20 protein-coding genes and 1 pseudogene are annotated in these 24,879 nt (G+C 61.4%); 15 read left to right on the plus strand and 6 right to left on the minus strand.

The genetic code is table 11. The annotated features are described in order from the left end of the window. Positions 1-110: 110 nt before the first annotated feature. From ACTJI5_RS17270 to ACTJI5_RS17280, 3 genes are read right to left on the minus strand one after another with little or no spacing between them, the layout of a single operon-like run. The gene (locus ACTJI5_RS17270; RefSeq protein ID WP_058537100.1) at positions 111-1,112 is read right to left on the minus strand and encodes a DUF7064 domain-containing protein; all 1,002 of its coding nucleotides are present in this window, start codon (positions 1,110-1,112) and stop codon (positions 111-113) included. Positions 1,113-1,151: 39 nt separating this feature from the next. Next, complete coding sequence (locus ACTJI5_RS17275; RefSeq protein ID WP_411341036.1) at positions 1,152-2,282, minus strand: phosphotransferase family protein; 1,131 nt, start codon at positions 2,280-2,282, stop codon at positions 1,152-1,154. Continuing rightward, the gene (locus ACTJI5_RS17280; RefSeq protein WP_242446151.1) at positions 2,279-3,286 is read right to left on the minus strand and encodes a DUF7065 domain-containing protein; all 1,008 of its coding nucleotides are present in this window, start codon (positions 3,284-3,286) and stop codon (positions 2,279-2,281) included. The genes ACTJI5_RS17275 and ACTJI5_RS17280 overlap by 4 nt, the downstream gene beginning before the upstream one ends. Before the next feature lie 383 nt (positions 3,287-3,669). On the opposite strand from ACTJI5_RS17280, the gene ACTJI5_RS17285 reads away from it, so the two are divergent. Beyond that, on the plus strand, positions 3,670-4,806 hold the full coding sequence (locus ACTJI5_RS17285) for a phosphotransferase family protein (RefSeq protein WP_054586672.1): 1,137 nt from the start codon (positions 3,670-3,672) through the stop codon (positions 4,804-4,806). Between the two features lie 122 nt (positions 4,807-4,928). On the opposite strand, the gene ACTJI5_RS17290 is transcribed toward ACTJI5_RS17285, so the two are convergent. Continuing rightward, a complete protein-coding gene (locus ACTJI5_RS17290; RefSeq protein WP_058801215.1) occupies positions 4,929-5,936 on the minus strand; it encodes a DUF7064 domain-containing protein in 1,008 nt (335 codons plus the stop codon). A 451-nt stretch (positions 5,937-6,387) separates the two neighbouring features. Here ACTJI5_RS17290 and ACTJI5_RS17295 point away from each other — a divergent pair, with 451 nt between their 5' ends. The 5 genes from ACTJI5_RS17295 (at position 6,388) to ACTJI5_RS17315 (ending at position 12,075) form a co-directional block, all read left to right on the plus strand. Beyond that, positions 6,388-7,029 (plus strand): TetR family transcriptional regulator, encoded by a 642-nt coding sequence (locus tag ACTJI5_RS17295; RefSeq protein ID WP_158213701.1) that lies wholly within the window; start codon positions 6,388-6,390, stop codon positions 7,027-7,029. A 440-nt stretch (positions 7,030-7,469) separates the two neighbouring features. Beyond that, positions 7,470-9,923: a TonB-dependent receptor gene (locus tag ACTJI5_RS17300; protein WP_058537096.1), complete on the plus strand. Its 2,454-nt coding sequence runs from the start codon at positions 7,470-7,472 to the stop codon at positions 9,921-9,923. An 8-nt stretch (positions 9,924-9,931) separates the two neighbouring features. Next, entirely contained in the window at positions 9,932-11,011 is a 1,080-nt protein-coding gene (locus ACTJI5_RS17305) for a phosphotransferase family protein (protein ID WP_058537095.1), read from the plus strand. Between the two features lie 135 nt (positions 11,012-11,146). Further along, positions 11,147-11,614 carry an Lrp/AsnC family transcriptional regulator gene (locus ACTJI5_RS17310; RefSeq protein ID WP_054586677.1) on the plus strand — a complete coding sequence of 156 codons (468 nt, stop codon included), beginning with the start codon at positions 11,147-11,149 and terminating at the stop codon, positions 11,612-11,614. Continuing rightward, the gene (locus ACTJI5_RS17315; protein WP_058537094.1) at positions 11,611-12,075 is read left to right on the plus strand and encodes an Lrp/AsnC family transcriptional regulator; all 465 of its coding nucleotides are present in this window, start codon (positions 11,611-11,613) and stop codon (positions 12,073-12,075) included. The genes ACTJI5_RS17310 and ACTJI5_RS17315 overlap by 4 nt, the downstream gene beginning before the upstream one ends. A 97-nt stretch (positions 12,076-12,172) precedes the next feature. Here ACTJI5_RS17315 and ACTJI5_RS17320 read toward each other — a convergent pair whose 3' ends face one another. Together ACTJI5_RS17320 and ACTJI5_RS17325 are read right to left on the minus strand one after the other, a co-directional pair. Beyond that, positions 12,173-13,936, minus strand: coding sequence for an N-acyl-D-amino-acid deacylase family protein (locus ACTJI5_RS17320; RefSeq protein ID WP_058537093.1), 1,764 nt, complete (start codon positions 13,934-13,936; stop codon positions 12,173-12,175). 209 nt (positions 13,937-14,145) lie between these two features. Next, positions 14,146-14,994: an SDR family NAD(P)-dependent oxidoreductase gene (locus ACTJI5_RS17325; RefSeq protein WP_411341037.1), complete on the minus strand. Its 849-nt coding sequence runs from the start codon at positions 14,992-14,994 to the stop codon at positions 14,146-14,148. Positions 14,995-15,106: 112 nt separating this feature from the next. Between ACTJI5_RS17325 and ACTJI5_RS17330 the strand changes: the two genes are divergently transcribed. From ACTJI5_RS17330 to ACTJI5_RS17370, 9 genes and pseudogenes are all read left to right on the plus strand, one after another. Continuing rightward, positions 15,107-16,132, plus strand: coding sequence for a phosphotransferase family protein (locus ACTJI5_RS17330; protein WP_231732605.1), 1,026 nt, complete (start codon positions 15,107-15,109; stop codon positions 16,130-16,132). A 12-nt stretch (positions 16,133-16,144) separates the two neighbouring features. Then, entirely contained in the window at positions 16,145-16,882 is a 738-nt protein-coding gene (locus tag ACTJI5_RS17335; protein ID WP_054590045.1) for an SDR family NAD(P)-dependent oxidoreductase, read from the plus strand. Positions 16,883-16,907: 25 nt separating this feature from the next. Continuing rightward, a pseudogene (locus ACTJI5_RS17340) lies at positions 16,908-18,131 on the plus strand (acyl-CoA dehydrogenase family protein). A 9-nt stretch (positions 18,132-18,140) separates the two neighbouring features. Continuing rightward, positions 18,141-19,178, plus strand: a complete 1,038-nt coding sequence (locus tag ACTJI5_RS17345) for an alcohol dehydrogenase family protein (protein WP_054586682.1) — start codon at positions 18,141-18,143, stop codon at positions 19,176-19,178. Between the two features lie 225 nt (positions 19,179-19,403). Then, entirely contained in the window at positions 19,404-20,156 is a 753-nt protein-coding gene (locus ACTJI5_RS17350) for an enoyl-CoA hydratase/isomerase family protein (protein ID WP_411341039.1), read from the plus strand. A gap of 41 nt (positions 20,157-20,197) precedes the next feature. Next, positions 20,198-21,490 carry a cytochrome P450 gene (locus ACTJI5_RS17355; protein ID WP_440861198.1) on the plus strand — a complete coding sequence of 431 codons (1,293 nt, stop codon included), beginning with the start codon at positions 20,198-20,200 and terminating at the stop codon, positions 21,488-21,490. A 66-nt stretch (positions 21,491-21,556) separates the two neighbouring features. Further along, complete coding sequence (locus tag ACTJI5_RS17360) at positions 21,557-22,546, plus strand: NAD(P)H-dependent flavin oxidoreductase (protein ID WP_440861199.1); 990 nt, start codon at positions 21,557-21,559, stop codon at positions 22,544-22,546. After that, complete coding sequence (locus ACTJI5_RS17365; protein ID WP_105998668.1) at positions 22,543-23,754, plus strand: acyl-CoA dehydrogenase family protein; 1,212 nt, start codon at positions 22,543-22,545, stop codon at positions 23,752-23,754. The genes ACTJI5_RS17360 and ACTJI5_RS17365 overlap by 4 nt, the downstream gene beginning before the upstream one ends. Further along, entirely contained in the window at positions 23,690-24,871 is a 1,182-nt protein-coding gene (locus ACTJI5_RS17370; RefSeq protein WP_082639776.1) for an acyl-CoA dehydrogenase family protein, read from the plus strand. Before ACTJI5_RS17365 ends, ACTJI5_RS17370 begins: the two co-directional genes overlap by 65 nt. Positions 24,872-24,879: the final 8 nt, after the last annotated feature.

Raw genomic sequence — 24,879 nt, forward strand, 5'->3', positions numbered from 1 at the left:
CCCTCTATCATTAGCATCGGGTCCGGCACTTTCGCGCATTCTCAAACGCGATTGCCGGCTGGGCGTCGCCGTGCCGGCGCCTTTTCCGGGCGCCGGCAACCCACGTCGATTCAAATAATATAATCCTCGGCCTTGCTGAGCCCCTCGGCAATCGCAAGAAAACTGACGTCCGCCTGGTTCGGGATATATGAACCCCGGCCAGGATTCGTACACATTTCGAGATCGACGAACCCTGTTTTCCCGCCATATTCAAAGGTCGAGATATTGTCCTGCGAGAATGTGCCCATCGCCGGCAGAGGTGTGAGGAACCCCTGAACGACCTTGGATTCGATCCTGAGCTGCTCGCCGGACTCAAGCGTCATGATGCCGATGCTCCCGAGCGGGGTCAGGCCATCATAATCAAAGGTCACGGCAACCCGCAGGTTGGTGATCGCCTCCTGCTTGCCGTTGCGATCGACGAAGCCCATTGTCATCGGGGTCGTTTCGTTGAAATCGAGAAAGAAGCCCGCGAAGCTGAGTTCGGAACCACAGGTGCCGGTGTACATGCGATATCGGTGCATCATGGGCGCGCTGTCGCTTCGCTTCCCCCATGACCGGTCGCGATGGGCAAAAGCGTCAATTTCATATTCATTGTCGCCAATTCGGACTTTCCCGCGAATGCGGCCGCCGCATTCGAGGTGACCATCGGAATTGGTAGCTTCTTCGAAATGCTCTGTATTCTTGCCCGACGGCCAGTTGCGCGGTGTATAGAAGCTCTCGTAGAATTCGATATCAGCCGAAGACTCAGGCTCGTCCCAAGTGTAGCGCATCCTGCCGTCGCCGAGAGCCTCGGCCGTGTGGCTGCCAACGACCTGCTTGCGGGACTGGCGCGCGTCCGCACCCAATTGTACCTCGTTGCGCGGGGCGCTGTTGAGGACAAATCGTTCACCGCCCGTCTTGAAGACGAACAGCATCAGCTGGCCGGTGCCCTTGTTCGGCTTCTGGCCGATGCGATGGAAGCCTCCCACGCCCAATTTGACATCATAGAACCAGTAGCAATCGCTCTCCTGCCAGCTAGGTTCGTCGCTGAACTGGTGCGGGCAATCCCAATGATCCGAGAACACGGCTTCCATTACCTCAATCCCTTCTTTTCTGTTTGTAATGACTAAAGATCACGCCCCCGCACCGGCCATGCCATTGACCATCGCCATGAAACCTTCGCCCGGCGATGCGTCCGGCATACCGAGTTTGCGCGCCATCAGCATCGTCGCGGGATTGTTTGTCAGCACGTCCGTCCCCGCTGGCATCCGCCCTTCGCCGACGAGGCGATCCGAGAAGCGAATTCCCACGATGTTCATGCGGAACCAGGCGAGCATCGAATAATAGTCCAGATCGGCAACCGGCCGACCGCGTTCGGCTTCGTAATGGGCGATGATCTCGGCGCGGCTTGGCAGACCCTCGAGCCGCGCTACCCCCGACAGCGTCGAGAAATTTTCCTCGGCCTCGAGCCACCACGCGAGATCTGCTTCGCCGGGACCGAGGGAAGCCATTTCGAAGTCGATCAGGGCTGCTACGCTGAGGTCGGGTCCGAACATCATATTGGCAGGTGTCGGATCGCCCCAAAGGACGCTGACATCGGTGTCCCGCGGCTTGTTTGCCATGAGATAGTCGAGGGCGGCGTCGGCAACTTCGAGCCGGCGACCAGCTTTGGCCCAGATATACCAGTCTCTGGTCCAGGCAAGGAACTGATCGATGCCGGGTTCGCCCCGCTGGCGGTCGTCCAGAAAGGAAAAGCCTTGCCGCCAGTCGATCCGGTGGAGCCGCGCCAGCGTTCCGATCGCTCGCAGCCATATCTCGCGTCGCTGTTCGATCGGCAAATCGGCGAGCCACCCTTCGACGTTATAATTCGGCACCTGGTCAACGACCCGTCCTTCGATCGCCTCCATCACGAGGAAGGGGCTCCCGATCGGCGCCGGGTTGGGTTCGACACCGAGCGCGCGCGGGGCAGGAATATGGGGGTGGAGCGCGAGCGCCTCCATCATCCGGTGCGGCAGCCTGATATCGGCGTCAAGGAAAAGGTCCGTCCCGGCGAGTTGTCGCCTGATGACGAGTGCGCGTTCACGATGTTCGCCATCGGCTTCATAAGCCATGGTAGCGAACATCGTTTCAGCGGAGTTACCCGTGCCGCTGGGAAAACGCAGGGGCGACAAGGTCAGGTCGCCCAGTTCGGCGAATTTCTGCCGCAGCCAGGCCTGAAGGCCTGTCCGCATCGCCTCGCGGTCGATCGTCTGCGCGCCGCTCATGGATGATTCAACCCGGCCCGACTGCGGTAAAGACCGTTGTCGAGTCTGCCGCTCGCCACGAAGGTCGGACGATCGGTTCCATTGCGTGGGTTCAAGATCGTGTCGATGAGGCCACCGCCCGTGCGATTGCCGCAACGTATTGTGCATGGCATCGCCATCTCGAAATGCTTCTGACCAAGTTCAAGCCAGACATTGCCATATCCTTCGGCCTCGAACGTCAGCCGGCCAAATTTTTCCGAAACGGCCACGACGGTTCCGCCCCGATTGGATAGCCCGTCAAATGCCATCAGCACGGACGCATCCTCGATCACGGCGGTGTCCACTTCGCCATCCTTTACGATATAGCCGAAAAGACTTTCGAGCCCGGAGCGCATGCGCCCGCCGCCGAAGCCAAAAGAAAAATCCTCACCAAGCGAGCCCACGAGCCACCAGGCGGCATACATGTCGGCATTGGGGTTATCCATGTGCCGTGGGCCCCAGCTATGGTCGCGATAGGTAAAGCCCGAAATGGCGCGCTCGGGCTCATCGCCGATTCGAACGGACCCCGAAAAAGTGCCGCCGGCCTGGAGATGATTGGCTGCCATCACGCGGCTCGTTTCGTTCCGCATGCCAGTGAGGTCCCAGAAATCATAGGGTGCGTGCACATCGCGGACCTGGATATCGAGATCGACATTCTCGTCGCTGGCACGCCACCGGCTTGAGCGGACGCCGAATGTGGCGGACTGGAAACCATCGGCATGGAACGTGTCGACGGTCCGGTCGGCTTCGCGAAGAGGAAGCCCTTCAGCTGTGCGGGAATAGTTGAGCCCGTTACGCGAGGTCACGCCAAAGCAGGACCGGGTAAGGCCGAGGATCGGTTGATGGCCGATCCGGATGAAGCCGCCGATTTCCTGGGAGGGATCGGCCCAGCCAAGGACAATGCTTTCCTGCCATTGCGGATCTTCCCCAGGATCGTGCGGAAGCTCGACATCATCCGGCAGCGGTGACAGTTTCGAAATTTCCATGGCCTCGTCCCTTCATTGCGCATTGCGCGCGATTCCTCGAAACCCGGGAATCGTTCGTTCATTAATTATGCAGCTAATTATATTTTCTTTCCGCCGTCAACAGGGCTGCTGCTGCGGCGGGTTTAACGGTGCGTTGCGGCGGAGGAGCGGGCAGCGGGCACGCGCCACGAATTTTTTAGGTATTCAATTAATTATCCGTTGACTTTCGCTGCTCAATCGGCCCGATGGTGCTTCGCCCTCGTTGCGGGAGCGTCGTCTGCGGTCACGAAACATGGCACAATCGTTCGAGCACCGCGGATGATCGCCCGAGGATCCCGCCTGGGCGATGGGCGCCAACCTGCGGTCGAGAGCCGGCCGCGCGGCAGAACAGAAACGGGAGAGTCATGTCGGAACTCGATGTCGATCAGATTGGCGCAGCTATCGTCAAGCATCAGCGTGGTGCGCGGTTCGCCGAAACCACTCCCGATCAATGGGGCGACCGGCTCATGCAGTTTATCGGCGCGCAGGCGGGAGTCTCGGACGTCCGAGTCGCCAACGTGCGCGAAGTCGGCACAGCTGCGGGTGGTTCGAACGGAACTCTTCTGTTCGAGGCAAGCTGGACCGAAGACGGCGAGCCGCGCTCGTCGGGTCTCGTCTTGCGTTTCATGCCGACGCGCGGCCTGTTCCACGCCTATGACGTCACCGCGCAGTTCAACCTGCAGCGCGCGCTTGAAGCCACCGATGTGCCGGTTCCGCCACAGATCTGGCTCGATCCGGACGGCAACCTTCTCGGTCGCCCGGGCTATGTGATGGGAATGGTCGAGGGGGCGAGCGCGCCGATGACCTGGATGACTTCGGGCATCATCGCCGACGCTGAGCCGGCAGCGCGGCGCGAGATGCAACTGGGCTATCTCGAAGCGCTCGCGCGCGTGCATGCGCTGGACTGGCGGGCGCTCGGGCTCGAATGGCTGGAAAAGCGCGCGGCGGGTGCGCGTCCGATCGAGCGCGAGGTAAATTGGTATTGGGATTCGCTCGAATATGCCGACTGCAAGCCCTATCTCGAAGCGCTGCGACCGCTCCGGGATTGGCTCGTCGCAAATGAGCCGGCCGACATTGATACGGTCCTGTGTCATGGCGACGCGAACTTCGGCAATTATCTCTATCTCGGGACTGCGGTGTCGGCCGTGGTCGATTGGGAGATGAGCTTTCTCGGGACGCCCGAATGCGATGTCTGTTTCACGCATATGGGCGACCAGATCATCCAGAATGATGTCCCGGCTCTGGAAGGGACGCTGAGTTATCAGCAGCGGATTGCAGAATATGAGCGACTGTCGGGGCGCAAGCTTCGCAACATGCCCTATTTCGAGCTGTTTACGGCCTATCGGCTGGCGGTCATCAACGTGCTGACGTTCCGGCATTTCCCGGAGCCCATATTGCGCCAGTTGTTGCCAGTCATCGAACGCGGGCCGAAGATCGCCGCGGATTTGGCCGCCAGGGTCGGACTGGAGATTTTGCTGCCGCCGTCGGGCACGATCGACTGAAATTTAGGGTCCACTTGTTCGCTCGACCCCGAGCGTCCTCTCCGCACTGCGACGCTCGCGAGATCGCGAGTCCTTGCGGCTGCGGCGACCGCAGCAGTTACATATGCGGTCGCCTGCCTTTTTTAGCGGAGCCAGGAGGGGTCAAATCCCCGCTGGGAAATTCCGTCGTTCGTGTTGGCGAGAAAGAGGTGCGACACCGCCTGATTGCCGCGATGGGCATTATCGATCATGTTGAAATCGCACACGCCCTCCAGGCCTTGCCACCTGGGGATAGACAGAACTTCGATCCCTGCCGGAGAAGAGTTCGGACCGCCATTGTTGAGGTCTGTGGAAGTCACGACGCCATCGACAGCTTCGACGTCGATACGAAGGGTCTGGCCGTTCTCGAGCTGCGCCACAGTCCAGCCGCCGATCGACGAGAGGCCGTCGCCCAGCGTGCAATTGACGGTATGGAAATCCCGGATAGGCTCGCGCTTTCCATCGAGCATCACATAGCCCATCTTGGCGAAGGCGCCATCCTCGGCCTGCATCGTGAGCAGCGAGTAGCTCAGCTTCTCGCCCACCGTGCCGGCATGCCAGCGCGCCGAGCGAAACATCGGTAGCGGGCGCGGTCCGTAGCCATGATCGCGGTAGCCGATGCCATTCTCGATCGTGACCACCCGGTCGCCGATCCGGACGCGGCCTTCCACCCGGCCGGCGCTTTCCGGGTGGCCATGATCGTCGCCTCCCGAAGTCAATGTTCCATGACCCGGTCCTCCGACCACCTCCCATTCCTGCGAAGGATACCAATCATAGATGCGCAGGTCCGCTTCCGCATCGTCGTCGAACGCCTCGAAGCGACAATATTCCATATCGGGAATCGTGAATCGCATCGTTCCGGAACTGGCCATGACATCGGTTCGATCGCCTGCCTCCAGAGGACGGTCGAGCAGGTGGCGACGGAAGCGGGTTCCGTCGGGGAATGCCATCCCCCAATGCGTCTGCGTGGTCTTCTGATTCACATAGGATCCCGTGCGCAGGAAGCCGACGAGGCCAGTGTCCGGATCACGAAACACCAATACCCAGGATTCCTGCCAGAACGGATGATTTCCAGGGTGATGGGGCAAATCAATCGCAGAATACAGGCTCATCGGTCTCTCCACTATTTTTGACCTTCAACATCTCGAGGCCTCAGGATTCGGGATCAAAACCCGATCTTCGCAGGATCGAGCCGGCCGCGGTCCGAGCCTAGAATTACTCGATTAATTAAATGATGACAAGTTTGCATCTCGGCGGTGCGGTCATTCCGCGCGCCAAGGGCTCCAGGTGGGCAATCTTGCGATGTGGCGCAAAGCGAGGACGGAGCGGCTCGGGGAACCGCTGATACAGAGCATGAGATGTTTTTATCGCCTCAAGCCATTTTCGAGCCTGGTCTACCTGCGAGACTGCGCCGCGGTCTCCAAGTGCAATACTGGCATCGCCGCGCGGCCCAGGCGGTCGCTATGCCATTGTTAAAGCCGGTGCGGCTGGTATGCTTGAGTCCTGTCGGCACGACAGGACCGAATTCAGGAAGCGCTGGGGAGATCGATGAGGGCGCCTGCGATGAAACCAAGAGGCCGACGGGCCAAGACAGCCGAGCCGGAAACCCCGCCGCGCGATCGGCTGGTTGAGGCAACGGCCAATCTCATGGTTGAGCGAGGATCAATTGATGTTTCGCTCGCCGATATTGCACGGCGGGCCGATCTCAATTCTGCTCTGATCAGCTACTATTTCGGCAACAAGGCGGGGCTGATGATGGAGTTGCTTCGCTCGGTTCTGGGCGGCGACATATCAAAGCTCGATGCCTTCTCGCAGCGACAATTGTCGCCTGAAGAGAAGCTGTCGGGCTTCGTTCGCGGGATGATCGACAGCTATTTCACTTACCCGTTCATCAACCCGCTGACCCACCAACTCGTCACCGAAGAGCCCGAAACCTACGGTCCGCTGATCGCGGAGGAGTTCAGCAAGCGGGCGGCAACGATTCTCCGGAACATCCTCGCCGAAGGGCAGGCCTCGGGAGTTTTCGCAAAGGTCGATCCGCTTCATCTTTATTTTCACATCGTCGGTGCCTGCGATCAATTCTTCCATGGCCGTTATCAAATGCAGCATATCTTCGGCATCGGCGCGATCGACGAGCCCATGAAGCAAGGATATTCGAATTATCTCGCCAACGCCGTGGTGAAGAGCCTGCGTCCCGCAACTTAGCCGACTGCCGGTCAGCACTGGCCCGATCGATATCGAAGGCGTCGGCCGTGCCGTACGTCTCCTTTTGCCATTCCCGGAACAGCAAGGCGCAGGAACGCGCCGCGGGAGAAGCTTGCCCCAACCCCTGATGGCGCTCTAAGGTCGAATTATAACTATATGGACGATCGTATATATATTTTGCGTTGACATTAATCCTAATGATGCCACCACTATGAAGCTCGCGAACCTTCGGGGTCGCGAATGCACGGAGGCAATCTCCGGCGGTCAATGGGAGGAGGCTGACAATGCGCTACGGCAAGAGACCGGATGGGCAGATGCATCGATCGGCGCGCGCTATCGCGGATGGCCTCATCCCCTCATCATCGCGTCTCAGGCTCCATCGACGCGGCAGCAGCGCTGCCGACGGCGAGCCGCGAGACGGCTTCCTGGAGGGAATTGGAATGCGGAGCAAGGCACTGGCACTTTGTGCGTCGATCGGCGTGTTGGCATGGGCTGGGGCAGCGCGGGCCCAAACGGCGCCCGAAGCGCCTGCGGCCGACGAACCGTCGCAGCTGGGCGAAATCATCGTCACGGCCCAGAAGCGAAGCGAGTCGCTCCAGCGCACGCCCGTTGCGGTCAGCGCCTTCACATCCGAGACGCTGGAGCAGCAGCAGATCAACGGCGTTCAGCAGTTGCAGTACAATGTTCCGTCGCTGGTGTTCGCCCAGCTTACCGGCTACTCGCAACTTTCGATGCGCGGCATCGGCTCCGACCTGACGGTTACGGCCGGCGAGCCGACGGTCGCGACGTTCCAGGACGGCGTCTACATGGGTCAGCTCTTTGCCCAGAGCGTCCCCAGCTTCGACCTCGAGCGCATCGAAGTTCTGCGTGGCCCGCAAGGTACCCTGTACGGTCGCAATTCGACCGGCGGGACGATCAATTACATCACCAAGCCGCCGTCCTACGACACGGCTGCCAATCTTGCCTTCACTTATGGAAATTACGATCGCGTCGCGGTGGAAGCCGGGGCAACCGGTGCGATCGTGCCGGACAAGGTGGCAGCACGGGTCTCGGTGAAATATGACCGGAGAGACGGCTACCGCTTCAATGTCTTCGACGGCAAGCGGTACGATGCCAACGACCATCTGAGCGGCCAGGCTGCGCTGCTTATCGAGCCGTCGAGCGACATCAAGCTGACCTTGCGCGGCGACATGTCACGGCAGGTTACGTCCGCGGTACAGCAGTTCATCGATGCGCTCCCGACGCCGTCGAGCATCTCACCCGAAACGCCGACCGGAATTTTCTCCCTTCCGGGAACCGCGCTCGCCGGAATTCCCGGCCTCCTGTCGCCCTCGGACCTCGCGCTGCTGGGGAATCGAAGCATCTCCGACCTGTTTGGCCTCTCGGAGCCCGGGCTGCGCGGAGGCGATCCCACCAAATCGACCCGCATTGCCAATGACTTTCCGTCGCGGACCGAAGTCAATCTTCGCGGGGCCAGTGCGACACTCGACTGGGACATCGGGAATGTATCGCTGAAGTCGATCACGGCTTATCGGTTCAGCAAATTGTTCATCCAGACCGACAATGACGGCAGCAGTGCGGCCATTCTCTACGAGGATCCGATCCAGCAAACCTCGAAGCAGTTCACGCAGGAAGTGAATATCTCGGGGAAGGCGTTCGACGACCGGCTGGACTGGCTCGCAGGAGTCTTTTACCTGCACGATCGCGCAAGTCTGAAAGCGGACATCTATCTGCCCTCGCTCGGCGATCTCATCATTGCCTCCGCCAGCCTGGGCACCGCGGCACCGCCACCGGTCTTCGACCTGTCGCAGCCTCTCATCCCCAATCTCCTCCTCCTCGGGTCCGATCCGCTGCTCGGCAATACCCTTTATGGCGGGCAACCGACGCCCGTCGCCTTTCTGGGCTTCGGTGCCGAGCAGAAAAGCTCCTCGCTGGCGGGCTTCGGTCAAGTCACCTACCGGATCGCGGATCGGTTGCGGGTGACCGCGGGCCTTCGCTACACGCGCGATGAAAAGGACGTCTTCCGGCGGCTCCACTCCAACTTCGTACCGACTGCGGCCTTGTGCGAAACCCAGTCGAAGAAGAGCTGGACCGCGTGGACCGGAACGGCCGGGGTGGATTTCGACCTCTCGGATCGCGCGATGCTCTACGGAAAGGTGTCGCGGGGCTACAAGGCCGGGGGGTTCAATCCGGCGGAATGCACGGGGAGTTTCAACCCCGAAATCCTCTGGTCCTACGAAGCCGGGCTCAAGTCGACGCTCGCCGACAATCAGCTGCGCGTCAATTTGGCGGGCTTCTATTATGATTTCAGCGACATCCAGTTCACGACCTATCTCAACAATTCCTCGACGATCAGGAATGCCGCCGATGCGACGCTTTACGGCATCGAGGCCGAGTATATGCTCGCGCCGCGCGGCCTTGCCGGATTCTCGCTCGATGGGTCCGGTTCGTGGATCCACAGCGAATATGGCAGCCAGCTTCTCCAGGACCCGCTCGGCCTTGCGACGCTCGACATCAAAGGGAACCGCCTTATCCGGGCCCCCGAATGGAAGCTCAACTTCGGAGCGCAGCAGCGGATAGAGACCGCGAACGCCGGCGCCTTCACCCTCCGGGGCGAAGCGGCCTACACCAGCCAAATCTTCCATGATGTGTTCAATGGGAAGGCGCCCTTCCAATCGCAAACCCGCGAAGCGCCATATTGGATCTTGAATGCCCGCCTGAGCTGGTCGTCGCCGGGCGATCGGTTCCAGGCGCAATTGTTCGCCGAGAATATCACGAACAAGCTTTATGCCTACAGCCGCGTCGCAGCGGCAACGGGGGCCTATGTGTCCGGACAATTCTCGCCGCCACGGACCTATGGCATCCGCCTGTCGATGAAGCTCGGCGCGAACTGAGGCGCGCGATGGCGGAGACACCGAAACCGGACGTTATCGCGAGCGTGATGCGGGCGACCAAGCCGGACTTTACCGACATAGACCCGGCGGACATTGCCCGCTTCCTGGCACAGCAGCCGGACATCGCGGGGCCGGTGGAAATCGCCAATGTTCGCGGTGGCGGCGCCAATGCGGGCGCGTCGAGCGGTGTTGTCGTGTTCGATGCAATATTGGAGGGCAAGGTCGAGCCGCTCGTGCTGCGCTATGCACCGCTCCGCAACGAGGGCCGCATATTCTTCGACTATGGCATCAGGCAGCAATATGAACTGCAGGCGCGTCTGGCGGATGCCGGCCTCGCGGTTCCGCGCGCGCGCTGGATCGATCCCGACGGCGCCGTGCTCGGGCTGCCGGGCTTCATCATGGAGAAGGTCGAAGGCGATGTCGCGCACGCGTCGCCCTTCAGCGCCGGGCTGATCGGCGACGCGGCGCCCGATGTGCGCGAGCGGCGGATCGCATCGATTTTCCGGGCCCTGGGCAGCGTGCATGGCGCCGACTGGCAGAGCAGCGCGGTCGCGTCCTGCGTTCGCCAGGCTGCGGGCCGGACCCATTTCGAACGCTATATCAACTGGTATTGGGAAACCGTCAAGTGGGTGCAGCCGCCGCATCGCGAGCGGCTCGAGCGGTTGCGGTCCTGGCTGTTTGCGAACCAGCCCGATATTCATCATGATGACCTGGCGCTGATCCATGGCGATCCAAGTCTCGGCAATTACATGCTCGAAGGCGACGAGGTACGCGCGATCATCGACTGGGAACTCGCGGGTATCGTTGCTCCGGCTTACGACATTGCCATGCAATGTATGGCAAATTCCTATTATCGAGCCGTGTCGGCGCCCGAAGTCGCCGCCAGGATTCCCGATGACGCGAGCTGGGTGGCCCATTATGAAAGCGTGACGGGTCGCAGGGTCGAGCATTTCGAGTTTTTCCGCAGGGCGGTGACGCTGCCGCTTCTGGTCGTCCAACTGTCGATGTCGCGCAATTTTCCCGATGGTCTGCGCGATGAATTCCTCGCTGGTATGGAAGCGATTTGGGCGGTTGGGGAGGGCCGTTAAGCCGGAGCCGCCCAAGTCCGTGCTCGGCTCCGGGAATTGCGAGCAAACTTCCGGGCTGGCGTGCTGCGCTGACAACCGATACGGAGACGCGGCCGGCATCCGCCGGAGCGGGCTAACTGGAAACGGGCGATATCCATGAGCAGCGACATCCTCGACGATCTCAATCGGGCGATCATTGCCGCGCTTCAGGAAAATCCGAGCAGAACGAACAAGGACATCGGGGAAACACTCGGCGTTTCCGAACCTACTGTGGCGAACCGGATCCGGGCGCTCGAAGATGCCAATATCCTGCGCGTCATGATGCAGCGCGATATGCGCGCTCTGGGTTATTCGGTGTTCGCTTTGGTCGATCTCAATGTTGAAGGCCGCACGCCCGAAAATGTCGCTGAAGACCTCGCCAAGCTCGATGCATGCACCAGTGTTTCGGTGGCGATGAGCAGCCCGGACATCTTCGCCAATATAAATGCGCCCGATGGCGCTGCGCTCCAGCGGATCGTCGACGAGCAGATTGCGAAGATCGAAGGCATCGCCTCCTACGAGGTCAATACGGCGCTGGAGATCGTGAAACTGGATCCCCGCTTTGGCAAGCTGGGATCCGAATGATGCGCCTCGATGATCTGGACCAGCGTATCATTGGCCTCCTCGCCGAAGATGCGCGCATCAGTAACCGCGAAGCGGCGCGCCTGTTGGGTATCTCGGACACTGCGGTCCGTAAACGCCTGAAGAAGCTGTCCGATTCGGGCGCTGCGAAGATCACGGCGGTGGCTGATTCAGCCGCGTTGGGAATGACCACCGCTGTTCTGGTGCGGGTTCAGACATCTCCCGAAACGGCGCGCGACGTGGTCGAGGCGATGGCCAGTTTCGACGAAGTGAGTTTTGCTGCCTTGATGACAGGACGCTTCAATATCGTTCTGCTCGTGGCGGCGCAAAGTCGTCAGGCCGTGGCAGATATTATTCACATGCATTTACGGCGGCGATCCGGCGTACACCGGGTAGAAACGGTCGAGATCGTCTCGGTCGCCAAGCACAACCTCGAAATCGCCCTGGTCTCCAGAAAACGCTGACCCCACCCGGCCGAGGTGCCGGGACTCGGGCTCACGGGCTCCGCACTAGCGACCCAGTGGAAGGGGACGGCCTGCGCCCCCTTCCGGAGAATCATTATCATTCTGCGGCGATCGCCATTGGATGCATCAGCTGCTCATCCATGTCGGCGCCGCCCGACCCGACCAGTCGGCCCGGTGTCGCACCAGTGCACTCGGTGCCATTGACGAAGGTCGTCTCGCCATTCACCATCACCCGCTCGATGCCCTGGGGCTTGCAGACGCGCCGCCAGTCGCCATCGGGAAGATCATGGGCGATCTCATATTTGAGCCGCGGATAGTCGAGCGCCTCATAGTCATAGATGAAAAGATCGGCCGCTTGCCCCGCTGCCAGCGTGCCCCGATTGTGGAGTCCGAGCACTTCTGCCGGAACCGCGCTGAGCTTGTAGTGCATTTCCTCAAGCGTCATCAACCCGGTCTCGCGAACCATCCAGATGATCGCGTCCGTCGAATATTGACCGCCAGCCCAGAATTTCACATGCGCTCCGCCGTCCGAGGTTCCCGGAATGGTGAACGGATGTTTGAGAACCTGTGCGACTTTCTCGTCGTCAAAGCTCATGCCTTCGGCCACGAGGAAATCGCTGTCGGCATTGGTATCGACCACGATATCCATAAACACGTCGATCGTGGGCCGATTGCCAACGGCGGCCGCGATTTCGCCGACCGACTTGCCTTCATACTGGTTCCATGGGGCGACGCCGCAAGCGTCGTTCAGGACATAATGCTCGAGCGGTCCGCCGGCCGGTGCGAGCAGTTCAGGCCTGTACACGTTGCGCAAGCGCGTGCGATAATCCTCGTCCGCCGCTTTTGCGACTTTTGCCGCGCGATCGCCCGCGAAGGTGAATTCGCGGAACTCGGGAATGATGTTCCAGATATCCCAGTCCATCGGTTTGAATTCGTTCCAGCCGCGCGTGGTCAGGGTCTGGGTGAAGATTTCCAGCCCCTCTTCCCGCGCCTTGTCGATCAGAGCGAGGACTTCCTCATGATAAGTGGGCAGAAAGTCGTTGACGATGACGACATTGTGAAGGACGGGCCGGCCCGACACCCGTGCAACCTCTAGCGCGATCTCACCGAAGCGCGCACCCGGGGTATCGACGAGGGCCTGGATCGAGCCTTCGCCGCGCTCGCGAAGCACTTCCGCGAGCGCCAGAATGTCCTCGCGGCTCATCGTGTCGCTCGGCATCGGGGTGCCGTCACAGTCGATGTGGGTGTTATGCTCGCCCTGGTAGGAAAAGCCGAAGCCGATTGCGCCCGCGTCCATGGCGGCGTGCAGTTCCTGCTTCATGCGCTCCCGCTCTTCCGCAGTTGCCGGACGGCTTTTCGCTGCTTCGAGGCCCATCACATAGATTAGGAGCGGATTGAGGGGAACATAGCTGGCGACGTTGACCCCCTTGGGCACCCGCTTGAGATGCTCGATCCATTCGGGGAAGCTGACCCAGTCCCAGCCGAGCGCTGTCCGCATCGCATTTACGGGAACCTGTTCGGTGGTCTCCATCATCTGCATGTAGCGCTCCCGGTCCTGCGGATGGCAGGGGGCAAAGCCAAAACCGCAATTTCCCACGCCGATTGTCGTGGTGCCATGCCAGCCAGAGTTTGTGGCATAGGGATCCCAGTGCAGTTGAGCGTCATAATGCGTATGGGCGTCGATCACCCCCGGCGCGACGATCTTCCCGGTGCCGTCGATGACATCGCTCGCGTCGCCGCTGATCCCGGCGCCAATGTCCGTTATGATCCCGTCCTTGATTCCGATATCGCCCACGAACCGCGGCGAGCCCGTGCCATCGACGATCGTGCCGCCTTTGATGAGCGTGTCAAACTTAGGCATCCCATTCTCCCATCTCTCTGTGTTGCTCGACATTATGGTCGGCATTTGGTTCTCAAATTCGATAAAAATGATGCGCGTATCTATATTATGCGATCCACACTTGAGTCAAATATAATGGGAAATGATGTCATGGCCGGTCTGGACTGTCTTGATGGCGTTTCGACCCTCCCTTTGCGCGAAAGGGGCAGGCCGATGCGCCGACGGGATGCTCAAACCGCGGTGTAGCCACCATCGACGATGAACTCGGAACCCGTGATGTAGCGTGCGCCGTCGCTTGCCAAGAACGCGACCAACGGCGCGATGTCATCGACATTGCCCATCCGGCCCACGGGAATCTTGCTGTTCCATGCGGCAACAACCTGCTCCACCGACGCTGGTTCGCCGTTCGCGGCGGTAGGTCTCTCGTGATGGGCGCCGAGCCTGGTTGCCGTCGGACCCGGCAACACCGTATTCACTCTTACGGCACGCTCGGCCAGTTCGACCGCGACAGCCTTGCTCAACATACGGATTGCGCCCTTGCTCGCGCTATAAGCGGCATAACGGTCCCCTGCCACCGTCCCATAGATTGATGAGATATTGACGATGGCGGCGGTTGACGTGCCGTCCGCCTGACGACGCATCGACAAAAGCGGCAGTGCCATCTGCATCCCCATGAACGGACCCTCGACATTGATCCGATATTGCCTTCTCAGATCGTCGAGAGGAGCGGTCGCAAAAGGCGTGTCGAGCATGATGCCGGCGTTGTTCACGAGAATGTCGAGCCGGCCGAGCTTTTCGGCGAAGCCGATCGCCGTCTTCCAATCGGCTTCGCTTGTCACGTCATGCCTGCAGGCGTGCGTTCCCTTGGTGCCATCGCACCACTCAAGGCGAGAGGCATCGATATCGGTCGCAAGTACCTCGGCGCCGGCGGCAAGCAATTGCTTTGCCACGGCAAGGCCTATCCCGCTTCCCGCGCCCGTCACGATCGCAACGCGGCCCTCCAATTCGATCGAATTCACCATCACCTCCATGATCGAAAACTGAGAAGCGCCATCGAGCCAATCGACGGCGTCGCGCAAATTGCGCGCGCGCTTCCGTGCTTCGCCGCCATTCGCGCCTCCGGATTGGCATTGACATGCGCGGCCGTCAAATGCGATTATACAAGCAATTAATTAAATATCGGAGGGCGCGGTGGAGGGTGTCGATCTTGTTTCGCTCGATCGCTGGATGGAAGCCCGGAGCCTTGGAAGTGGCTCGATTTCCGGCGTCCGGCTTCTGGCTGGCGGAACCCAGAATATTCTCCTCCGCTTCCATCGCGGGCCGTCCGAATTTGTTCTCCGCCGGCCGCCGCCGGTCCTGCGCGCGGGATCCAATGAGACGATGCGCCGCGAAATGCGCGTCCTCGAGGCACTGCGCGGTAGCGATGTTCCTCACCCTGGCTTCATCGCCGGATCTAGCGACGAGACGATCCTTGGCGCTGCTTTCTATCTCATGCAGCCGGTCGATGGCTTCAACCCGATGTCCGGGCTCCCCGCCTTGCACGCTCGCGAGCCGCTGCTGCGCCGCCGCATGGGCCTCGCCGTGGTCGAGGCGATCGCCGCACTCGGCGCGCTCGATTATCGGGCGGTCGGCCTCGCGGATTTTGGAAAGCCCGAGAATTTCCTGGAACGCCAGGTGGGGCGTTGGCGCCGCCAGCTTGAAAGCTATGCCGATCTAGCCGGGTGGCCGGGGCCTGGCGCCATCCCGGGGGTGGACGCGGTGGCGGCCTGGCTCGATCGCCATCGCCCAAGCTCATTTCAACCGGGGATCATCCACGGAGATGCGCATCTTGCAAATGTGATGATCCGGCCGGACAGCGGGGAACTCGCAGCCCTCGTTGATTGGGAATTGAGCACGATTGGCGACCCCCTGCTCGACCTCGGCTGGCTGATCGCGACATGGCCGACCGATGGCTCATCCTTCGCCACGGACGCCATGGCAAATCAGCTCACCGATCTTGCATCTCCTGCCGACCTCGCGGCGCATTACGCAGCGTCAAGCGGCCGGGATCTCGCGGCTCTCGACTGGTACATCGTGCTCGCCTGCTACAAGTTGGGCATCATTCTGGAAGGGAGCTTTGCGCGGGCCTGTGCCGGAAAGGCGCCGCGCGAAACCGGCGAACGGCTTCACGCGCACACGCTCGCTCTGTTCGAGCGCGCCCTCAGCATCATTCGTTGAAAAGGAAAGATGATGATCGACGATACCGATTTTAGCGGACGCAATATTCTCGTCGTCGGCGGATCGAGCGGGATCGGCAACGGCATAGCCCAAGGGTTTCGCGCCCGCGGCGCCAATGTTCATATCTGGGGGACGCGCGCCTCTGCGTCCGACTACAGCGCCGATGAAGGGTCCGACCTTGAAGGACTGGGCTATCATTGCGTCGATGTCGGGACGCCCGAGGCTATCGAGACGGCGGAGATTCCCTTCGACACGCTGGACTCCCTCATTTTGTCGCAGGGAACCGTATTATATCGGCGCCAGGAGTTCGAGCGCGAAGGGTGGGATCGTGTCATGGCGGTCAATATCGACAGCCTGATGCATTGCGCGCGCAAGTTCCGGCCACTGCTTTCGGCGTCCGGCGGGTCGATTATTATCGTGAGCTCGACGTCCGGCTTGCGCGGCAATATCGGAAACCCGGCTTATGCCGCGTCCAAAGCGGCCGCGATCAGTCTGACCAAAACGCTGGGCCAGGCTTTTGCCGGTGACGGGATTCGGGTGAATGGTCTCGCTCCGGGGCTCGTCGATACCAAATTGACACGGATCACGACCCAGAATTCCGCTCGTCTCGACGGCGCGCTCGCCACGATCGCGCAGCGACGCATGGGGACGCCCGCCGATATGGCGGGTGCCGCCATATTCCTCGCATCCCCGCTCGCTTCCTACGTCACCGGCCACACGCTGGTCGTCGATGGTGGCCTGACGCTCTGATTTGCCATTCTGACAGGAGATACACATGCAGTTCGAACATAGCGAAAAGGTCCGTGACCTCCTGCAGAGGGTCGAAACGTTCATGGATGCGCATATCTACCCCAATGAGGAAGAGTATTACCACTTCATCCACGACCAGAGGAATCTGTGGCAGGAGTAGCCTGGAATGCCCGCCCTCAAGGCCGAGGCGCGTGCTCAGGGCTTGTGGAACCTCTTCCTCCCACACGAATATGGCCGCTTCTCGCCCGGGCTCAGCAATCTTGAATATGCTCCACTGGCCGAGGTGATGGGCCGATCGCCGTGGTCGAGCCAGGTGTTCAATTGCTCCGCGCCCGACACGGGCAATATGGAAGTGCTCGCGAAATTCGGGACCCCCGATCAGCAGCAGCAGTGGCTTCAGCCCCTGCTCGACGGGGAGATTCGCTCGGCCTATGTGATGACCGAGCCGCAGGTCGCCTCATCCGATGCCACCAATCTTGAGCTGTCCATCAAGCCCGACGGCGACGACTATGTCATCAACGGCCGGAAGTGGTGGATTTCGAATGCGATGCACCCCGATTGCGCGATCTTCATCGTGATGGGAAAGACCGACTTCGATGCTCCCCGCCATGCCCAACATTCGCAGATCCTCGTGCCGCGAGATACGGCAGGGATCACGGTCGTGCGCAACCAGACCGTCTTCGGATCGATGAACTCGCCGGGCGGCGAGTGCGAACTGCGCTTCGACAATGTACGCGTACCGAAGGAAAATCTCATTCTTGGTGAGGGGCGGGGGTTCGAGATCGCGCAAGGGCGTCTCGGGCCGGGACGTATTCACCACTGCATGCGTTCGATCGGCCAGGCGCAGCGCGCGCTCGAGATCATGGCGCGCCGCGCGGACAGCCGCGTCGCTTTTGGAAAGAAGCTCGCCGATCAAAGTAGCATCCGCCAGGACGTCGCACGCAGCTTCTGTGAAATCGAGATGTCGCGCCTGCTCACGCTCAAGGCTGCCGACGCCATGGACCGCTATGGCAACAAGGTTGCCAAGGATCTGATCGCGGCCATCAAGGTGATCGCTCCGCAAATGGCGCAAACCGTCGCGGATCGGGCCATCCAGGTTCATGGCGGAATGGGCGTAAGCGACGACACCCCGATCGCCTACTTCTTCACCCTCAATCGCTATCTGCGCATCGCGGACGGTCCCGACGAGGTGCACATGTCGCAGCTCGGGAAGCAGAAGATCGCCGAATATTCGGCGATGGCGAAGTAGGAGGCCGGCATGAAGGCGCTGCTTTATCACGGGGCAGGGGATATCCGCTACGAAAGCATGGCCGATCCGATGCCGGTCGAGGCGGGCGACGCCATCGTTCGGGTCACCGCCTGCTCGATCTGCGGAAGCGACCTCCACATTTATCATGGTCACGGATTTTCCGAGGATCGGGGCTTTTGTGTCGGTCACGAAGCGGTCGGCGAAGTGGTCGAAACCGGACGCGCCGTCTCGCGGCTCCGCGTCGGTGACCGGGTCATGATCCCCGCAGCAGCGGGCTGCGGCGCCTGCCGACCCTGCCTGTCGGGCAATGTGATCGGGTGCGAGAATGGCGCAGCGGCCTGCTACGGGTTGTCCGCCGCGCTTCAAGGTTCGCAGGCCGAGGCCGTTCGCGTCCCCAGCGCGGACGCCAATGCGGTGCTGATCCCGGAAGGGATATCGGAAGAGCAGGCGCTGCTGATGACAGACGCCCTTTCGACCGCCTGGTTCGGTGCGCGCAGCGCCGATATCGCCCCGGGGAGCAGCGTCGCCGTAATTGGTTTGGGGCCGATCGGCCTCATGACGGTCGACTCCGCCTTCGTGCTGGGCGCCCATATCGTATATGCCATCGATCCCGTTCCAGAAAGGCGCGCGCTGGCGGCAGCGGCGGGCGCCGTCGCTCTGCACCCTGACGAAGCCGTCGCCGTGATCCGGGAGGCGACGAAAGGACGTAAACTCGATTCCGTCGTCGAGGTGGTCGGGAGCGACGCGACGGTCGATATGGCATTACGCTTGGTAAGGGCGCGCGGTACCGTCTCGGTAATCGGTGTGCAGCAATCGCGCCGTTTCGCCTTTCCGCTTGAACGCGCGTTCGCGGCAGGGCTCACATTCCGGGTCGGGACCTGCTCGGTCCCCGAAGAATTGCCGACCCTTTTTCCACTTGTCCAGGCGGGGCGTCTCAAGCCGGAAACCTATGTCTCCAATCGGCTGCCGCTGCGAGACGGCGCCGAAGCCTATGCGATGTTCGACCGCCGGGAGGCGGGAACCCTGAAGATCATCCTCGAGCCCTGAAGACGCGACTGGCTGGATCTGAGTCCGGCGCGCCCCTGCTGACCGCACGCGGAAAGGGGGGGGGGGGGGCGACACGGCAAAAAATGCGCGCCTCTGCTTGCGGCGCTTCGCCGGCAAAACCGTTCGCATTGACCGCAGAGCTATGCAGTTGATCGGGCGAACGCATTTGTGTATCTAATAATCGAGCAATTAATTAATTGTCGAATCGCTCGCGGAGAGGACGCCATGGCATCGGGATTGTCGGTAGAGTTGCGGGTCGACGGGCCAACCGCACATATCATCCTCAACCGTGAGGACCGGCTCAACGCGATCAACAACGACATGTTTCGGCGGCTTGAAGATCATGTCGCGCGGCTCGCGGGCGAGGCCGAAACTGTTCGCAGCGTCATCGTGCGTGGCGCGGGAAAATGTTTTTCTGCGGGGCATGATCTGCAGGACATCGCGTCTGGCGATGCAGCGCATGATGTCTCTTTTCAATCTTCGGTGCTCGAGCGTCTCGCGAATCTGCCCCAGGCGGTTATCGCGGCGGTGCACGGTCATCGTTACACCGGCGCGCTCGAGTTGGCGCTGGCCAGTGATTTCATTCTCGCCGCCCGGAGCGCGCGGTTCGCGGACACGCACGCCAAATGGGCGCTCACGCCTGTGTGGGGAATGAGCCAGCGGCTGCCCCGTCTGGTGGGCCAGGCCAAGGCGCGCGAGATGATGTTCACCGCGCGCACGATCGATGGCCGGGAGGCGGCGGAGATCGGACTGGCGGCGTCCTGCTTCGAGGATACTGAGTTTCTGGAGCGGGTCGATGCGATCGCGTCGATGATCGCTGAAAATTCGGCTTTCAGCATTGCCGCCTATAAGCGACTGCTCGCTGAAACGGACAATGACCCGCTGCATCTCGGCCTCGCACACGAAGTCCGCAACAGCGCAGGCGTCGGACCCGACATGGGCGAACGTATCGCGGCCTTTTCAAAACGCAAAGCATGACCGCGCCATCTGGAGCGCTGGTCGATCGGGAGTGAGTGACGATGAGCAATGAAACCCAAGACCTGGCCGCGCCAGCCGAAATGGCGGCCCGGCTTGTGAACCCGGCGTCGTTCGGCGACCCCGCGACCCTGCACGCCGACCTTGCCTGGCTTCGTGGCCACCAGCCCGTTTCGCTTGTCGATACCGCCGGTGTCGATCCCTTCTGGCTCGTGAGCCGACATGGCGACATCATGGACATAGAGCGCCAGCCCGACATTTTCCGCAACGGCGATCTTTCGACGGTTCTCATCGGAAGTCCGATGCTCAAGGCGGTGGAGAATGCGACCGGCTGTCCGCACCTCACCCGTAACATGGTCAACATGGACGGAGCAGAGCATCGTGCCTATCGATCGCTGGTCCAATCCTGGTTCATGCCAGGCAATGTCAAGAAGCTCACGGACGACATTCGCGAGATCGCGCGCGCGCATGTCGACCGGATGATGGGGCTCAGCGGCGAATGCGACTTTGTCGCCGATGTGGCCCTGCATTATCCGCTGCATGTCATCATGAGCATCCTCGGCGTTCCCGAAGAGGACGAACAGCGCATGCTGATGCTGACCCAGCAACTTTTCGGCGCCCGCGATCCGGAACTCAGTCGAAAAGCCGATGCCATGGCCGATCCGGATACCGCCATAAAGGTGTTCGGGGCCGTCGTGGCGGACTTCCACGCCTATTTCTCCAATATTACGGCGAGCCGCCGCGCCGAGCCGCGCGACGACCTTGCGACCATCATCGCGAACGCCATGATCGACGGCAAGCCGATCGACGAGCGCGCTGCCAACGACTTTTACATCCTGGTCGCGACCGCCGGGCACGACACCACCTCCGCCTCGACGGCCGGTGCGATCTGGGCCCTCGCGGAGCGGCCCGCCCTGCTCGCCGAGGTGAAGGCCAATCCCGACCTGATCCCGGCTCTTGTCGATGAAGCGATTCGCTGGGTCACGCCGGTGAAGCATTTCATGCGCGCCGTTGCCCGGGATCATGAGGTGAATGGCCACCATTATAAGGCCGGGGACTGGGTCATGCTGTCCTATATGTCGGCAAACCGTGACGAGGCGGTGTTCGACGATCCGTTCGAGTTCCGGCTCGACCGCCCGGCAAACAAGCAGATCGCATTCGGTTACGGGCCCCATCTATGTGTCGGCCAGCATCTCGCGCGCCTCGAGATGAAGACCCTGTTCGAGGAACTTCTGCCCCGGATCGAATCGCTCGAAATCGCCGGCGAACCGGCCTGGACCCAGGCGACGCTGGTCAGCGGGCCGAAACGCCTTCCGATCCGCTTCACTCAGAGTTGATCGGCGGGTCGACGCGCGGCGGCGTTGGCAGAGAGACGACAGCATATTCGCAGGACGGATACGGGAATGGGAATCAGAACACGCATAACCGACTTGCTCGGGATCGAGCATCCGATCGTCCAGGGCGGCATGATGTGGGTGGGAACCGCGGAGATGGCTGCGGCGGTTTCCAATGCCGGTGGCCTCGGAATCATCACCGCGCTCACCCAGCCGTCTCCCGATGCGCTGCGCGCCGAGATCGAGAAATGCCGGGAGCTTACCGACAAGCCATTCGGCGTCAATTTGACGATCCTGCCGTCGATTAACCCCCCGCCCTATGCCGACTATCGCAAGGCGATCATCGACAGCGGCATCAGGATCGTCGAAACCGCAGGCTACAAGCCGCAAGAGCATGTCGACGATTTCAAGGCGCATGGCATCATCGTGCTCCATAAGTGCACGGCTGTCCGGCACGCCCTCTCCGCCGAACGCATGGGCGTCGATGCCATTTCGATTGATGGCTTCGAATGCGCCGGGCATCCGGGCGAGGATGATATTCCCGGGCTCATCCTGATTCCCGCCGCTGCCGACAAGATCAAGGTTCCTATGCTCGCATCGGGCGGATTCGGCGATGGGCGCGGGCTGGTGGCAGCCTTGGCGCTCGGCGCTGACGGTATCAACATGGGGACGCGCTTCTGTGCGACCAAGGAAGCCCCCATCCACGACGATATCAAGCGCGCCATGGTCGATAACGACGAGCGGGGGACCGAACTGATCTTCCGCAGCTATCGCAACACCGCGCGCGTCGCAAAGAACAGCGTTTCAGCCGAAGTCATTGCGGCCGAACGGGAAGGAAAGCCCTTCGAAGCGATCGCGCATCTCGTCAAGGGCGCGCGCGGGAAGGAAGGGCTGGACCGCGGCGATCCCGATCATGGGATATGGACGGCTGGCATGGTTCAGGGTCTCATCCATGATATCCCGACGTGTCACGAACTCATCGACCGGATCATGGGCGAGGCCGAGTCGATCATCACGAAGCGGCTGGCGGCGATGATGCCTGGAGCGCTCACGTCATGAACGTCGATTTCGATCCATCGCTCGAAGCGTTTCGCGAGGAAGTCTGCGCGTTTCTCGATACGGCACCCACCGACGCGATCCGCGAGGCGGGGCGGAAGACCACAAGCGTTTTCGCGCCGTTCGAGGCGACAATGGAATGGCACCGCCTTCTATATGCGCGCGGCTGGGCCGCCCCGGCCTGGCCCGTCGAATATGGCGGGACCGGTTGGTCGCTCGAGCAACGCTATATTTTCTCCGAGGAGCATTGGAAGCGCGATCTGCCGCCGCTCCTGCCCAACGGCCTGATCATGGTCGGCCCCCTGCTCATGGAGCTTGGCACGCCCGAACAAAAGCGCCAGCATCTCCCCGGGATCCTTTCGGGCAAGGATTACTGGACCCAGGGCTATTCCGAACCGAGTGCCGGTTCTGATCTTGCCGCCCTGTCATGCTCGGCCCTGGCCGACGGTGACGATTATATCATCAACGGCCAGAAGACATGGACGACCCTCGCCCACAAGGCCAACAAGATGTTCATGCTCGTGCGCACGAACCGGGACGGCAAGAAGCAGCAGGGCATTACCTTTCTCCTCCTCGACCGGACCGACTATCCCGGCATGCACATCCGTCCCATCATCGGCCTCGATGGTGTGGCCGAGCAATGCGAAGTATTTTTCGATAACGTCCGCGTCCCCCAGGCGGGCCGCGTGGGCGCCGAGAATGAAGGCTGGAGCGTCGCCAAGGCGCTGCTCAAGCATGAGCGGGGCGGCGCTGCGCATAGCCCGGCGATCAGGCGCAAACTCGATGCGATCCGGGCCGCGGCGAGGGATGCAACGGCGTCCTTTGGCGGACCCCTCAGCGAGGATCCGGTATTCCAGCGCGACCTTGGGGAACTCGAAGCCGAAGTCGCGTCCTTCGAGCATGTCGAGAAGCTGGTGCTAAGCGGCCACGCCCTCGCCGACGATCCCGCGATGCCGTCGCTCAACAAGGTGATGAGTTCGGAACTCTCGCAGCTGCTGTCGATCATGATGACGCGTGTTGCCGGGATCGACGCGCTGCCGTTGCAATTGGAAGCCCTTGAGGTCGGGTCCGGCGTTCAACCCCTGGGCGATCCCTTCAGCCTCGTGGCGATGCCCTATTATCTGAATACCCGGGCCGCTTCCATCTATGCCGGCAGCAACGAGGTCCAGCGGGACCTCATCTCCCGCAATCTCCAGACCCTTCGCGCCTGAAGCAGAGCCCATGAATTTCGAATTCTCCGATGAGCAGGTCATGCTCCGCGACAGCCTCTCCCGGCTGCTCGATCAGCGTTACGCCTTTGAATTGCGCCGACGCATCATGGCTGGTCAGGCGGAAACCGGAATCTGGAGCGAACTCGTCGATATGGGGATTGTCGCGATGCCGCTTCCCGAAGCCTGCGGGGGACTGGGCGGTTCGGCCTCCGACATTGTGGCGATATCGGAGCTCTTCGGTCGCCATCTGGTCATCGAGCCTTTGCTTCCCTCGGTGATCCTCACGGGCCGGGCGCTCGCTCGCTTCGATCCCGCGGGACCGGTGCCGCAATGGATTGCCGATATTGGCACCGGAGCTTTGCGCGGCGCCTTCGCCCATGAGGAAGGTAGCGGCACCGGCGCCTCTTCGACGCTGTCGACCAAACTCTATGAAGGTGAGGCCGGTCCGCGCATCCGGGGTAGCAAGAAGCTCGTTCTTGGAGGCGGAGAAGCAGGGGTGCTGCTCATCTCGGCGCTCTCGGAGACGAAGGCGGTCTGCCTGGCCGCAGTGCCCGCCGATGCCGAAGGCATCGAAGTGCGGCGATATCGCGCGCTCGATGGCAGGCCCGTTGCGGATATCCTGCTCCATGACGTCGCGGTCGACAGGGCTGCCATCATGGCGGGCGCCGATGCGGCGCTGGAGGCCTTGCTCGCGGATGCCCGACTCGCACTCGCAGCCGAAGCCGTCGGGGCCATGGCCGTCCTGATGGCAACCACCGCAGACTTCGCGGGCACGCGCGAGCAATTCGGTCGGCCGATCGGAAGCTTTCAAGCGATCGCGCACCGGCTCGCCGATATGAAAATTGCCTATGTCAAGGCGCGAGCGTCGCTTCTCTATATCGCGGCGCTGGCCGACAGCGGACGGGCAACGAGCCGGGATATTTCGGTATTGAAGGCGCAGGTTGGCAGGCTGGGGCGCGAGATCGCGCAGGGGGCCGTACAAATCCACGGCGGCATCGGCATGACCGACGAGCTTCCGGTCGGTCATTACCTCAAACATATTCTCACGATCGACGGTCTGTTCGGCAACACGGACTATCATCTGCGTGAAATCGGCAGGGTAGTCGCCGCTGCGTGAACAGGGGG

This window comes from Sphingopyxis sp. 22461, from assembly GCF_052044915.1.
In the GTDB taxonomy this organism is placed as follows: Bacteria; Pseudomonadota; Alphaproteobacteria; order Sphingomonadales; family Sphingomonadaceae; genus Sphingopyxis.

Excerpts from the sequence above, each read along its gene's own strand:
- ACTJI5_RS17350 (WP_411341039.1), top strand. The coding sequence starts at position 19,404 with ATGGCATCGGGATTGTCGGTAGAGTTGCGGGTCGACGGGCCAACCGCA.
- ACTJI5_RS17365 (WP_105998668.1), top strand. The coding sequence starts at position 22,543 with ATGAACGTCGATTTCGATCCATCGCTCGAAGCGTTTCGCGAGGAAGTC.
- ACTJI5_RS17345 (WP_054586682.1), top strand. The coding sequence starts at position 18,141 with ATGAAGGCGCTGCTTTATCACGGGGCAGGGGATATCCGCTACGAAAGC.
- ACTJI5_RS17290 (WP_058801215.1), bottom strand. The coding sequence starts at position 5,936 with ATGAGCCTGTATTCTGCGATTGATTTGCCCCATCACCCTGGAAATCAT.
- ACTJI5_RS17355 (WP_440861198.1), top strand. The coding sequence starts at position 20,198 with ATGAGCAATGAAACCCAAGACCTGGCCGCGCCAGCCGAAATGGCGGCC.
- ACTJI5_RS17300 (WP_058537096.1), top strand. The coding sequence starts at position 7,470 with ATGCGGAGCAAGGCACTGGCACTTTGTGCGTCGATCGGCGTGTTGGCA.
- ACTJI5_RS17335 (WP_054590045.1), top strand. The coding sequence starts at position 16,145 with ATGATCGACGATACCGATTTTAGCGGACGCAATATTCTCGTCGTCGGC.
- ACTJI5_RS17315 (WP_058537094.1), top strand. The coding sequence starts at position 11,611 with ATGATGCGCCTCGATGATCTGGACCAGCGTATCATTGGCCTCCTCGCC.
- ACTJI5_RS17360 (WP_440861199.1), top strand. The coding sequence starts at position 21,557 with ATGGGAATCAGAACACGCATAACCGACTTGCTCGGGATCGAGCATCCG.
- ACTJI5_RS17275 (WP_411341036.1), bottom strand. The coding sequence starts at position 2,282 with ATGAGCGGCGCGCAGACGATCGACCGCGAGGCGATGCGGACAGGCCTT.
- ACTJI5_RS17370 (WP_082639776.1), top strand. The coding sequence starts at position 23,690 with ATGCCGGCAGCAACGAGGTCCAGCGGGACCTCATCTCCCGCAATCTCC.
- ACTJI5_RS17295 (WP_158213701.1), top strand. The coding sequence starts at position 6,388 with ATGAAACCAAGAGGCCGACGGGCCAAGACAGCCGAGCCGGAAACCCCG.
- ACTJI5_RS17320 (WP_058537093.1), bottom strand. The coding sequence starts at position 13,936 with ATGCCTAAGTTTGACACGCTCATCAAAGGCGGCACGATCGTCGATGGC.
- ACTJI5_RS17305 (WP_058537095.1), top strand. The coding sequence starts at position 9,932 with ATGGCGGAGACACCGAAACCGGACGTTATCGCGAGCGTGATGCGGGCG.
- ACTJI5_RS17285 (WP_054586672.1), top strand. The coding sequence starts at position 3,670 with ATGTCGGAACTCGATGTCGATCAGATTGGCGCAGCTATCGTCAAGCAT.
- ACTJI5_RS17310 (WP_054586677.1), top strand. The coding sequence starts at position 11,147 with ATGAGCAGCGACATCCTCGACGATCTCAATCGGGCGATCATTGCCGCG.
- ACTJI5_RS17270 (WP_058537100.1), bottom strand. The coding sequence starts at position 1,112 with ATGGAAGCCGTGTTCTCGGATCATTGGGATTGCCCGCACCAGTTCAGC.
- ACTJI5_RS17280 (WP_242446151.1), bottom strand. The coding sequence starts at position 3,286 with ATGGAAATTTCGAAACTGTCACCGCTGCCGGATGATGTCGAGCTTCCG.